Annotated in this window: 13 protein-coding genes; 8 read left to right on the top strand and 5 right to left on the bottom strand. The window is 45.6% G+C overall.

Annotation, left to right across the window (positions count from 1 at the left end):
* Positions 1-30 precede the first annotated feature (30 nt).
* From JJ941_RS13710 to JJ941_RS13700, 3 genes are all read left to right on the top strand, one after another.
* Positions 31-621, top strand: a complete 591-nt coding sequence (locus JJ941_RS13710; RefSeq protein ID WP_255132827.1) for a LemA family protein — start codon at positions 31-33, stop codon at positions 619-621.
* Between the two features lie 86 nt (positions 622-707).
* The gene (locus JJ941_RS13705; RefSeq protein WP_290966335.1) at positions 708-1,169 is read left to right on the top strand and encodes a TPM domain-containing protein; all 462 of its coding nucleotides are present in this window, start codon (positions 708-710) and stop codon (positions 1,167-1,169) included.
* A complete protein-coding gene (locus JJ941_RS13700; protein WP_290966333.1) occupies positions 1,162-1,923 on the top strand; it encodes a TPM domain-containing protein in 762 nt (253 codons plus the stop codon). Before JJ941_RS13705 ends, JJ941_RS13700 begins: the two co-directional genes overlap by 8 nt.
* A gap of 89 nt (positions 1,924-2,012) precedes the next feature.
* Here the strand turns inward: JJ941_RS13700 and JJ941_RS13695 are convergent, their stop codons facing one another.
* The 4 genes from JJ941_RS13695 to xrtX all read right to left on the bottom strand — a co-directional run bounded on the left by JJ941_RS13695 (position 2,013) and on the right by xrtX (position 5,808).
* Positions 2,013-3,242, bottom strand: a complete 1,230-nt coding sequence (locus JJ941_RS13695; RefSeq protein WP_290966330.1) for a PLP-dependent aspartate aminotransferase family protein — start codon at positions 3,240-3,242, stop codon at positions 2,013-2,015.
* On the bottom strand, positions 3,223-3,708 hold the full coding sequence (locus tag JJ941_RS13690; RefSeq protein WP_255132835.1) for an Lrp/AsnC family transcriptional regulator: 486 nt from the start codon (positions 3,706-3,708) through the stop codon (positions 3,223-3,225). Before JJ941_RS13690 ends, JJ941_RS13695 begins: the two co-directional genes overlap by 20 nt.
* 207 nt (positions 3,709-3,915) lie before the next feature.
* Positions 3,916-5,208 (bottom strand): DUF4147 domain-containing protein, encoded by a 1,293-nt coding sequence (locus tag JJ941_RS13685; RefSeq protein WP_290966326.1) that lies wholly within the window; start codon positions 5,206-5,208, stop codon positions 3,916-3,918.
* Between the two features lie 81 nt (positions 5,209-5,289).
* Entirely contained in the window at positions 5,290-5,808 is a 519-nt protein-coding gene (gene xrtX, locus JJ941_RS13680; RefSeq protein ID WP_290966323.1) for an exosortase X, read from the bottom strand.
* A 213-nt stretch (positions 5,809-6,021) separates the two neighbouring features.
* On the opposite strand from xrtX, the gene JJ941_RS13675 reads away from it, so the two are divergent.
* The 5 genes from JJ941_RS13675 to JJ941_RS13655 all read left to right on the top strand — a co-directional run bounded on the left by JJ941_RS13675 (position 6,022) and on the right by JJ941_RS13655 (position 10,537).
* Complete coding sequence (locus JJ941_RS13675; RefSeq protein ID WP_290966320.1) at positions 6,022-7,194, top strand: acyl-CoA dehydrogenase family protein; 1,173 nt, start codon at positions 6,022-6,024, stop codon at positions 7,192-7,194.
* 154 nt (positions 7,195-7,348) lie between these two features.
* Positions 7,349-8,557, top strand: a complete 1,209-nt coding sequence (locus JJ941_RS13670) for an acyl-CoA dehydrogenase (RefSeq protein ID WP_290966317.1) — start codon at positions 7,349-7,351, stop codon at positions 8,555-8,557.
* 2 nt (positions 8,558-8,559) lie between these two features.
* On the top strand, positions 8,560-8,934 hold the full coding sequence (locus JJ941_RS13665; RefSeq protein ID WP_290966314.1) for a YccF domain-containing protein: 375 nt from the start codon (positions 8,560-8,562) through the stop codon (positions 8,932-8,934).
* A gap of 83 nt (positions 8,935-9,017) precedes the next feature.
* The gene (locus JJ941_RS13660; protein ID WP_290966313.1) at positions 9,018-9,518 is read left to right on the top strand and encodes a DinB family protein; all 501 of its coding nucleotides are present in this window, start codon (positions 9,018-9,020) and stop codon (positions 9,516-9,518) included.
* 44 nt (positions 9,519-9,562) lie between these two features.
* Positions 9,563-10,537: a CocE/NonD family hydrolase gene (locus JJ941_RS13655; RefSeq protein WP_290966310.1), complete on the top strand. Its 975-nt coding sequence runs from the start codon at positions 9,563-9,565 to the stop codon at positions 10,535-10,537.
* Positions 10,538-10,543: 6 nt separating this feature from the next.
* On the opposite strand, the gene JJ941_RS13650 is transcribed toward JJ941_RS13655, so the two are convergent.
* The gene (locus JJ941_RS13650) at positions 10,544-12,550 is read right to left on the bottom strand and encodes a peptidylprolyl isomerase (protein ID WP_290966308.1); all 2,007 of its coding nucleotides are present in this window, start codon (positions 12,548-12,550) and stop codon (positions 10,544-10,546) included.
* Between the last annotated feature and the right edge of the window lie 35 nt (positions 12,551-12,585).

Below are 12,585 nucleotides of genomic sequence, written 5' to 3'. Positions count from 1 at the left end.
GGCGATAAATAAACAACTAAATCACTACTCATGAAAGCTAAATTTTGGATTATTCTCGGAGTCATTGCACTCTTCGTTTTTTATGGAATCAGCGTAAACAACAGCCTGGTTTCTCAGGAAGAAAATGTAAACAGCGCCTGGGCTCAGGTAGAAAATCAATATCAACGCCGTGCCGATCTCATTCCTAATCTCGTAAATACGGTTCGCGGTGCTGCAGATTTTGAGTCTGAAACCCTGACTGAAGTAATTGAAGCACGCAGCCGTGCCACTTCTGTAAATATTGACGCCAGCGACCTGAACAATCCACAGGCTTTCCAGCAATTTCAGGAAGCCCAGAGCCAGTTAAGCGGCGCTCTCTCCCGGTTATTGGTTACGGTTGAACGTTATCCGGAATTAAAAGCCAATCAGAACTTCAGGGATCTTCAGGCGCAACTTGAAGGAACCGAGAACCGAATTGCCACTGAACGGCGGCGCTTTAACCAGGCCGCGCAGGCTTACAACACCAAAGTACGCCGGTTCCCCGCCAGTATGATTGCCTCCATCGCCGGCTTTGAGCAGAAGGAATACTTCCAGGCCGATGAAGGTGCCCAGGAAGCCCCAACCGTAGATTTCAGCAATTAAATTTAGACTTTAGATAAAAGACATGAGATTTAAGACAAAGGAGTAGTCTTAAATCTTATGTCTAAAATCTCAATACTAAAAAACCAATGGCCAAATTTCTTACCGAAGAGCAGGAAAAATCAATTGTTGAATCCATTAAGGAGGCGGAGAAAGAAACCTCCGGAGAAATCAGGGTTCACATCGAAAAAAAGTGCAGTGCTGAATCTCCCTTACAGAGGGCGCAGGAAGTCTTTGGCGAGCTGAAGATGCACGAAACCGAATTACGAAACGGGGTAATCGTTTATGTGGCCTGGAAAGATCACAAGGTTGCCATTTGGGGAGATCAGGGTATCCACGAAAAAGTGGGACAGGAGTTTTGGGAAGAGGAACTCAAACTGATTCTCGACTTCTTTAAAAAAGAAGACTATGAAACCGGTTTAAGTGAAGTGATCCTGCAAATTGGGCAGAAACTAAAAGAATATTTCCCTCATCAGAAAGACGATGTGAATGAGCTTTCCAATCAGATCAGCTATACTAAGGAAGACAAACAAGACGAGAGCGATGCGTAAATTATTAAGCCTGTTCCTATTTTTAAGTTTAACCGTAAGCGCATTCGGTCAGGATTTTTTGCCGGACCGTCCTACCGGAATGGTGAATGACTTCGCTGATATGCTCTCCTCTTCTGAAGAACGGCGGCTTGAGAATAAATTGCGCAGCTACCGGGATACCACAACCAATGCTTTTGTGATTACAACCATTGAAAGCCTGCAGAATTACCCTATTGAAGATGTAGCTACCAATCTATTCAACTCCTGGGATATACAATATGAGCAGCGCAATAATGGCGTTTTAATTTTGATTTCTGAACAGGACCGGGAAATGCGCATCGAAGTTGGATATGGGCTGGAAGGTGCCATCCCCGATATCATGGCAAACCGGATTATCAATGATGTAATGACCCCAAGCTTCCGCGCCGGAGACTTCTATGGCGGACTGAACCAGGCTACTGATATTCTTATTGATTTAGCTGCCGGTGAGTTTGAAGGATTTCCGGAACGCAGAACCTCTTCCGGCGATGAGGGCATACCCATTGACCTGATTATTCTTTTTATCATCCTCATATTCTTCTTGGTTTCTAAAGGGAAAGGAGGAAAAGGCGGTCGCCGGCATTCTCTTGGCTCCAACGGCATCATATTCTTTGGCGGAGGATTCGGAAGTGGGCGCGGAGGCAGTTCCTTCGGAGGCGGTGGTGGCGGCTTCGGTGGATTTGGCGGCGGTGGCGGCTTCAGCTCCGGCGGCGGCGGTGCTAGCGGCGGCTGGTAACTTTTGCTATCCGGAATTAAGAATTCAAAATGAAAAATTTAAAATTGAGTCAGATCAATTTTAAATTTTGAATTCCTAATTTTGAATTCCTAATTATGAATTTCCAGCGCTTGCTCGAGGTCGGCGATGATATCTTCTGCACCTTCGATACCTACCGAAATGCGTACCAGCCCGTCAGTGATACCAGCCTGCTTTTTTAAGTCCTCATCCACGATAGAGTGCGTCATAGAAGCAGGATGCTGAATCAGGGTATCAACCGCGCCCAGGCTTACCGCCAGCGTACACAGCTTTACATTGTTCATCAGCGATACACCAGCCTCGTAACCACCAACCAGTTCAAAGGCGATCATTCCTCCATATCCCTCTTTCATTATGGAAGATGCCAAACCATGCTGCGGGTGTGACTCAAGCCCCGGATAAAAAACATGATCCACTTTGGGATGGTCCTCAAGGAACCGGGCTACTTTCATACCGTTTTCGGCATGTTTCTTCATTCGAAGCGGGAGCGTTTTGACTCCATTCAGGGTAAGCCAGGCATCCATAGGTCCGGCAATACCGCCCAGGTTCTTTCTGAAGAGAGCCGCTTCAGATTCTTCATATATTTCTTTTTTGGCAACCATCACACCGCCAATAACTGAGCCATGTCCGCCTATGTATTTTGTTGTTGAATGAACGACAACATTGGCTCCCAATTCAAACGGACGAATGTGATACGGAGTAGCGAATGTATTATCAACCATCAGCTTGGCATCGTGCTCTTCAGCCAGTTGTGAAAGTGCTTTTATGTCCGCAACCGTCATCGTAGGATTGGCGATGCTTTCAAGGTAAATGAGTTTGGTTTCCGGATGCTTTTTCAGTTCCATTTCAACCTGAAATAAATCGGACATATCGGCAAACGAGCAGCTCATGCCTATCACCGGAACTTCCTCTTTCAAAAACTGACTGGTGCAGCCATAAAGAGCATCCTGAGCTACAATATGCCCTCCTTTGGCAAGTGCAATAATTCCCGTTGTGATGGCGGCCATGCCGCTACCAAAAGCCATTCCGACGTAATCTTCAGGATTGTCCAGCGAATAGGTTTCCAACTCACAAACTGCTCTTTCAAGAGCTTCAACAGTTGGATTTCCCAGTCGGGAATAAACGTGGCTTGCCCCGCCCTCTTCGTGACGAAAAGCCTTAGCTCCGGCTTCTACATCGTCAAAAACATAGGTGGATGTTTGATAGATGGGCGTTGCATGTGACCCATATTGATCTTTTTTCCCTTTTCCGGCATGTACGGCAACGGATTCTAATGTGGGTTTAATCTTCGTTTTCATCATAAACTGGAATTGGAGATTGATCTTTAATGGTATTCAGCACAATGCTGGTATGCAGACGTTCAACGTCGGGCAGGGTCGTCAGCTTATTTCGCATAAGCTGCTCATAATCTTTGGTGTCTTTTGCAACCACGTGTAATAAGAAATCACCATCGCCTGTGGTGTGGTAACAGGCCAGTATTTCGGGGATCTCTTTTATGGCAGATGTAAATTCTTCCAGCAAGTTTAGCTGGTGAACGCTTAAGGTTACTTTCACAAAAGCCGTAAAACCCCGGCCGACTGACTCTTTATTAACCTTGGCGCTATACCCTTCTATAATCCCCTCCCGCTCTAATCGACGAACCCGCTCTAAAGTCGGCGTGGTTGTAAGCTCAATTCTTTTGGCCAGCTCGTTATTGGCCATCCTTCCCTCTTGCTGAAGAATGGCGATAATCTTTTTGTCGGTGGCATCAAGCTTGGGAGTTGACATAGAAGAAGGACTTACTAAAATTACTCTTTAATTATAAATAATTATCCTTCAAAAAGACATTTTTACAGATATAAAAACTACCTTTAAGATTAATAAGGCATAAAATTCTATTTATAATTATTTCATAGAATTTAATTCTTCAGGAACAACAACTTTCCTGTACTCTCTGAAATAATATTCTGCAATATGCCTCTCTTTCGCTCCCTATTATCCTACCAAAATCACCTGAAGATCCATCAGATTGTTCCCGGTGGCACCGGTTTTGAGCATGGTATCCATTTGTTTGTGGAAGTGATAAGAGTCGTTTTTCTGGAGGAAATTTTCCGGCTCCAGTTTGTTTTTACGGGCTTGTAAAGTCGTGCCGGAGTTAATGATAGCCCCTGCTGCATCAGTTGGGCCGTCAATGCCATCGGTTGCAAAACTTAGTAACGAAATGGAGTGCTGACCTTCTATCGAAATAGCTGCATTAAGGGCCAGCTCCTGGTTTCGGCCGCCCTTTCCTTCCCCTTTCACATCCACTGTACTCTCCCCATAATAAACCAGAGCAGCCGGGGGGGTCATATCGGATTTTTTGCTTAGAATGGAGACAGCATCACTGCATATTCTCTTGGAAACCTCTTTTACATCTGCATGGTAGGCTTCCTTACTCACCTGCACATTAAACCCTTGGTTGCTTAAATATGACCCAACATTCTCCGCCAACATTCCGGCTCCTGAAATCACGTTAACCTCATGTTTTTTCCAGTTTGAAGTTTCAGGCTTTGGGGTTTCGGGGCTGTCGCCATGCATCCCTTTGGAGAGATGAATACGAACCGAATGCGGAACATCATCCCACAGCTTAAATTGCTTAAGAATCTGAAAGGCTTCTTTAAAAGTTGAAGGGTCCGGTACGCTTGGGCCGCTGCCTATCACTTCGGGTTTATCTCCGGGTACATCAGAAAGAATAATGGAAATAAGTTTATGCTCTTTCAAAAGCTGCCCCAGCCTTCCACCCGCTGTCTCCGAGAGATGTTTTCTGACCACATTAATTTGCTCGATGGAGGCACCAGAGTTCAGCAGCAACTCAAAGGTTTTACGGTATTCTTCGATTTCAATACCGCCGGCCGGAATGCAGAATAATGATGAAGCTCCGCCCGATAATAGAAACACCACCGTATCTTCTTCAGGTATTTTTTTCGCCAGCTCCCAAAGTTCGTACGAGGCCGACACTGAATCATCATCCGGATAAGGATGGGCACCCTTAAAAACCTGTACCTGATTCAATTCCCGTGAGCTTTGAGGGGCAATCACCATTCCGTCTTTTATTTGGGAACCGAAATAACCCTCCGCCTCCTTAGCCATCTCAAAGGAGGCCTTTCCTGCCCCCAAAACCCAAATTCTACCCTCTGTCTGAAAGGAGGATAAGATGCCCGGCAAATCCGGGTCAAAAAATTCCCCATCCACAATGTTGTCAACAACGTTTTCTAATAGTGAGCGATGCTGATCTGATTTTTCACTCATTAAATCCTTCCCTTTTCTATTAAAACCAACGATATCTGAAATTCAGCCTCATCTGGAGGCAGCACATATCTATTCTAAATATTAAGCATATTCTGCAGGCTTTTCATTGGGGAATGCGTCTGCATAATTCACCCAAACCATCCATAGGATAAATATCACCATGTAGAAAATGGCCGTGGTGGAGTAGTCGTGGGTGAAGTCAAAAAACTCAGGCCACTTTGCCTGGGTGATGGTTAGTATCACAACTCTAACGATGTTTACCAGATAGATAATCCCGATCCCGACAAAACAAAAGCTTAATTTATTTTTCCAGTCGCCCGGATAAGCCAAAATAAACCCGAGGAACAACCCCATTGCGGCAATCCCATTACAGCCATCTATAATTTCAATTCCGGGATACTCTCCGATTCCAATAATCCGGTTTACCGTAAAAACATCGAACCCAAACATTTCTATAATTCCAGCACTGGTTCCGATGATATTAAGCGACAACCAATAATCGAGATCTCCGGCCGGAAGCAGCCACAACTCATACAAAATGTACCAACCAATAAAGACGACCAACGCTTTGGCTATAAATTTGAAAATCGGAGAATTCATGTAGATCTGATTTAATTAAAGCATCATAAAAATCCTGCGCCAATATAAAACCTTGAACTCCAATTTATTCAAAGATTTTGAAAACAGGATTACCCGGAACGCACCACCGTAAAAATCAAATTTTACACAATCCTGAACGATATTAATCATACAAACCGTTATCTTGGAAGCGTTTCCAACAAACAAATTTAAACAGATAGTAGTATAGAAATTATGGATGCCGTTTTAGACCGAGAGTTATCATTTGAGCTTACAGAGGATCAGAAAATGATCCGCGACAGTGTAAAAGAATTTGTAGAACGAACTGTAGCTCCTTCGGTAATGGAAAGAGATAACAGTAAGGAATTTCCGCACGATATTGTTAAGCAATTGGGAGAGTTGGGAATGCTTGGCATCTACCATGAAGAACAATATGGCGGTGGCGGTTTTGATGTAGTCAGCTTTTGCCTGGCCCTTGAAGAAATTGCCCGTTGGGATGCCTCCCTTGCACTCACCGTTGCCTCCCATACTTCCCTGGGTACCGGACATATTGCTATTGCCGGAAACCACGACCAAAAGATGAAGTACATGCCCGCTCTCACAAAAGGTGAAAAGCTGGCAGCTTGGTGCTTAACTGAACCGGGTTCAGGAAGTGATGCTTCCGGGATGAAGTCCACAGCCATAAAAGAAGGCGATAAGTACATTCTGAATGGCTCCAAGATTTTTATAACACAGGGGTCTGTAGGTGATGTATATGTTGTACTTGCGAAAACGGATCCATCGAAAGGAGTGAAAGGAATTTCTGCTTTTATTGTAGAGCGCGAATGGGACGGCGTAAAACCCGGCGAAGGCATGCACAAGCTGGGCATGAATTCATCCGACACAACCGAAGTGGTATTTGAAAATGTGGAAGTTCCGGCTGAAAACCTCCTCGGTAAAGAAGGCCAGGGTTTCATTGACACGATGAAGGTTCTTGACGGAGGCCGTGTAGGGATCGCTGCCCTTTCGGTAGGTATCGCTCGCGGAGCGCTGGAAGAATCACTCAAATACTCCATGGAAAGAAAACAATTTGGGCAGGCCATCGGGAATTTCCAGTATATGGAAGGGAAAATGGTGGACATGGCTACTGAAATTGATGCCGCCCGCCTGTTGGTTCACCGTGCAGCCTGGCTGAAAGACCAGGGTAAACCGTACACAAAAGAAGCCTCCATGGCTAAGCTGTTTGCTTCAGAGTTATCGGTTCGCGCAGCCGATGAAGCCGTTCAAATTCACGGCGGATATGGTTACACCAAAGAATATCATGTAGAGCGATTTATCCGGGATGCCAAACTCATGACCATTGGGGAAGGAACTTCGGAAGTACAGCGACTGATCATCGCCAGAGAACTTAAAAAAGGGTTAGCCTGATCAGCTGAACATCCTATTGTTGTTGGAATCAAAAGCCTGTAGTTCTCTGAGAGCTGCAGGCTTTTTTTGTTATATCTGCTGATAATCTCTTTCGGCCTGAAGCATATTTTTCTTACTATCCATCAAACGAACATCAAGATAAAAACTCAACGTAATGTCCAAGAATCTATTCAACATCGATGATGCTTTTCTTTTTGAATCTGAACTGAATGAAGAAGACCGGCTCATCATGGAAACGGCCCGGGATTATGCCCAAAGTAAACTCGAACCCCGTGCCTTAAAGGGAAATACCGAAGAGTATTTTGATCAGGATATTGCCAAAGAAATGGGTGAAATGGGACTGCTTGGAGTAACCGTTCCCGAAGAATACGGAGGCTCCGAAGCCAGTTATACCGCCTATGGTTTAATTGCACGGGAAGTGGAACGGGTGGATTCCGGATACCGGTCTTTCATGAGTGTACAATCTTCGCTGGTAATGTACCCGATCTCAGAATTCGGGACTGAAGTACAGAAACAAAAATTCCTTCCCAAACTGGCTGCCGGTGAAATGATCGGCTGTTTTGGTTTAACCGAACCTGATCATGGTTCTGACCCAGGCTCCATGGTAACGACAGCCGTTAAAACCGATGGTGGCTGGGTGTTGAACGGGGCCAAAATGTGGATCACCAATTCTCCCATTGCTGATGTTGCGGTAGTTTGGGCCAAAGCCAAAGAGCATAAAGATGACAAGGGCGTAATCCGCGGCTTTCTGGTTGAAAAAGGGATGGATGGATTTTCAGCACCGGCTACCAAATACAAAATGAGTCTGCGTGCTTCGGAAACCGGTGAGCTGGTTTTTGATGATGTTTTCGTTCCGGATGAAAATGTATTCCCGGATATCAAAGGATTAAAGGGCCCTTTCATGTGCCTCAACTCTGCACGATATGGAATCGCATGGGGAACTGTAGGTGCTGCTGAGTTTTGTTACCAGCGTGCCCGTGATTACGTGCTTGACCGCAAGCAGTTTGGCAAACCCCTGGCTGCCAATCAGCTTATTCAAACCAAGCTGGCCAACATGATGACAGACATTACCGGCATGCAAATGCTGGCTTACCGTTTGGGGAAACTAAAAGACGAGGGGCGTGATCATCCTTCTATGACTTCCCTCGCCAAGCGAAACAACTGTGGTAAAGCTCTTGAAATCGCCCGCATCTCCCGTGATATGCACGGCGGCAACGGTATTACCGGCGACTACCGGGTTATCCACCACATGGTGAACCTGGAATCGGTAAACACCTACGAAGGTACTTATGATATTCACGGGCTCATTCTTGGAAGAGAAATTACCGGCATTCAGGCCTTCACCCCAAAAGGGAATGATTAATCATGAACACCCTCGGCAACATCATCTGGTTTATTTTTGGTGGAATTTTTGTGGCTATTGAGTATGCCATTTCAAGCCTGATTTTATGTCTTACCATTATCGGTATTCCATTCGGAGTTCAGACCTTCAAGCTGGCCAAACTATCCCTGTTCCCTTTTGGAAAGAAAACGGTGGTAAATGAGAAATCCGACGGTTGCCTTTCCCTTGCCATGAACATCCTCTGGATTCTTGTAGGTGGCATCTGGATCAGTATTACCCACATTGTTTTTGGAGCCATTCTGTTTATAACCATCATCGGCATTCCGTTCGCTAAGCAGCATTTCAAACTGGCATCGGTTGCATTATTACCCTTTGGGAGAGATATAGTGCCAGAATAAAATTTTATCTCTCTCCCAATACGATCTTTTACTGAAACTTTCAGAACATTCATTTACTTTAGGCGGGCAATTTAACCTGTACTATGACGCTTAAAAATCAGCTTTTAGAAAACACCAATATCTTTGTTGGCAAGATCAACGAGTTCACCAATGCGCAATTTAATCTAAAGCCCGATTCGGATTCATGGTCGGCAGCGGATGTGTTGGAACACGTTTACCGTTCTGAATTTGGAGTCCCCCGGCTGTTCACCGGTGAAACGAAGAAACTTATCGACCGCAAACCCGATGCGCATGTTTCCCGGATGAAGCAACGATTCCTCGAATCGGATACAAAAATGGAAGCTACCGGTGTGATTCTTCCCACAGAAGGAGAAAAATCCAGAGAAAACCTGGTCGAAAAATTTCGCAGTAACAGGATTAAAATTGCCGGGCTTATCGAAGACCTCCCGGCAGAGGAACTATGCCTTAAATTTGAACACCCGCTGTTTGGCTTTTTAACCCGCATGGAGTGGGTTCACTTCAGTATCATTCACAGTCAGCGTCACCAGAAACAACTCGATCGTATTCAATCGCAACTTCAATGAAACCAAGGACCGATATCTATTTTCATCCAGAAAGACTATTCAACATGATGCGAGTGACCGTTGCCACCATCACCCTTGTATTGGTTGGTGCATTTTTTCCCTTAAATAGCCATGCTCAGGAAACTTCCCCTGCACCCGAAGAAGAAGTTGTTTTTAAAAGCGGTAATATTGTTTTGAACGGAACCCTGGTTTTGCCTGAGAATGCAGAAAATGTACCTGTACTTGTGTTTTCCGGTGGAATGTATGAATGGGGAGATCATCATCCACAGCGTGAAATTTTTATCCGGGAAAACCTGGAAGCGGTTTTCCCACAGGCCGGAGTCGGTGTACTCTATTATGATCCACGCGGAGTCGGAGAGTCAGGCGGGCGATGGGGCCGTGCTTCCTTAACCGATTTCGCTGATGATGCCAAAGCAGCCATTCAGTACCTGAAACAAAGAAAAGAAGTGGACCCAAACCGTATTGGAATTGTTGGACTTGGTGAAGACGGCTGGATGACTCAAATTGTAGCAGCAACTGCACCCGGGCAAGTTAAACTTATGGCCTCCCTTGCCGGCCCTACTTTCGACCCTACCCGGCAGCTGGTTAATGAATATCACAGCGGGTACGTTTGTAACGGACAAGACAGTACCACTGCATACAGGAAGGCGGTACAAAAGGCACAATCTCACCAAAACTGGGTCTCGGTACTGCCTCTTACCAAAAGATGGCGGCATATGAACATGAAGGTTGGGTTTGAACCTGAAACCTATATCAGTGACATCAACATCCCGTCCTTATTTCTTTTTGCTGAAAATGACGGACAGGTTTATCCGGATTGGGCTATGGAAAGTCTTCAGGAAATATATCCCGACTCACTCCCTTCAAACTTTACCGTTCATACCATTGCCGGTGCCAACCATTTCTTCCATGTAGTGCCCAAGTGCTACGACTACCTCGAGGAAAGCCAGAGTGTTCAAAAAAACTTCTCCTTTCGGTTCAAAGAAGTTTTCCAGGACTGGATTTTTGAGAACCTCTAGCCGGGTTTATTTATTCTGCCAGCTCGCCTTCAACACTTTATCTCCCACCATAATCCGGTCTACCACGTCCATTCCTTCAATCACTTCACCGATAATGGTATAACGTCCATTCAGATGGGGTGCCCAGTCGTGCATCACAAAATACTGGCTGCCTTCTGTGTCCGTACCCGCACTGGCAATGCCTGCCATTCCCCTTCGGTATTCTTTTCCGGAAGCTTCGGTTGGCACCACGTAATCCGGTCCGCCAAATCCATCACCTGTTTCCACATCTCCTCCCTGTATCACAAAGTTTGGTACTACACGATGGAAGGCTACGGAATCATACACTCCGGCACGGGTCAGGCTGTCAATTCCCGAGATGGTTGCAGGAGCAGAAAGTACGTCCATGGCAATTTTAATGGTTCCCTCTTCTGTTTCCAGCACCCAGACAGGCTCAAAGTCCAGCTCTGCCAGACGTTGCCAATCGGGAGTTCTGAATGTTGGAGGTTCGGCTTCGGAATCCGGCACATCCCAACCCTGATTTGCCAATGTGGAGTTAAGTGCGGGGTTACCTTTTGCAGCCAGAGAATCAATCAGATCCTGAGCTTCATCCCGAAACCGCTCGTATAAAAATCCGGCCATCGATTGGTACACTTCAATATCTTCCGGAAGCTGATAGTTGGTCAATAGTTGTTCAATTCGGCTGAAGTCTTCGTCTAAAATCACCCCGGCTGATTCTATAAACGAAGCTGTTATATAGGTGATGGAGCGATCTCCCCTTTCAAGTAAATCAAAAACCAGGTCTCTTACGCTCTCTTTCAGTGATGATTTCTGGCTCTCCTCCAGATCAGCCCACCAACCCGACATTGCCTGGGCGGCAAACAAAGCTTCCATCCTGTTTGAACTGCCGGCATATTCTTCCAGCTTCTGCAGGAATTCATCAGCATTCAAAGCCTGACGGTAGATATGTAACTTTTTAATCAGCAAATACTCCTGCCCCTCAGAAAGTGACGCTGACAGACTCAGGTATTCATCCCCTTCACTCATTGCGATAATACCGGAAAGACGAACTGATGCTTCTTTCTGTTCGTTCTCAACTATTTTTTCACTGATAACCGCATCAAAACTGCTTTCTTTTTCGGGGTGATTAGCGATCCTGTTCAAAGCCACTTCATTCACAACGGGGTTGGGATGATCAAGCAGCCTTGTGTACACCTCTTCGAGTTTTGGACTCCATCCGGCATTCGAAGCCTGATTTGCCAGTTCTACCGCAAGCTGCACATTCATTTCTGATATATCCTCTACCGGCAGGCGCTCAAGGGTCCATTCTGCATCGCTTTTAAAAGCTATTCGAAGTGCATACTGACGGATGTACGGACTTTCCACCCATTCATATGCTTCCCAAATATTAGTTCTGATTTGTTCATCTTCTATGACCTCATCGCCCCGGTAGAGTCCATAAAAGTAGGCTCGGTATAAATCCTCATCCTCCAACACAGCTGCATAACGGAGAATGCTTCTGCGGGAAGATTCGGGGATATCATGCTCCATCATCAGCTGCCCCATGGCTAAGGCTGAATTATACTCGTAGTCAGAATCGGGGCCTATAATTTCATCAAAATTTCTAAGCAAAAGACCTAAAGACTCCTGATTACCCTGTTGCCCCAGTACCAGGCTGATCCCTTTTCTCATCGAAGCTCGTCGGTTCCACAGGTCGTGCAGACGGGTTAATTGTTCATCTGTGAGTTCGTGTGCGCTCAAAGCCATCCACCCCAATTCGGTATTTGCATACTGGGCTTTGGTCACAAACGCATCCATATCATCAACCGGCGTACTGATGAGCGCCCGCCACGCTTGAGCCTGTACAAAAGAATCCGGGTGTTCGGTGTAAGCTAACAGAGAATCCGCATTACGATCAAAAACGTGCCGGTACAGCTCCGGGTACTCATCCTTTAAAAGTTCTGAATATGCACTTTCCTGCATACATGATGTGGTGAGAAAAGCCACAAAAGTGACCATCATCAAAACACACATACTTTTTACACATTTAGTATTGAACTTCATACACA

The sequence above is a fragment of the Gracilimonas sp. genome, assembly GCF_017641085.1.
Classification (GTDB): domain Bacteria; phylum Bacteroidota; class Rhodothermia; order Balneolales; family Balneolaceae; genus Gracilimonas.
The sequence above is the reverse complement of the archived record's forward strand: the minus strand, read 5'-3'. Positions and strand labels throughout refer to the sequence as shown.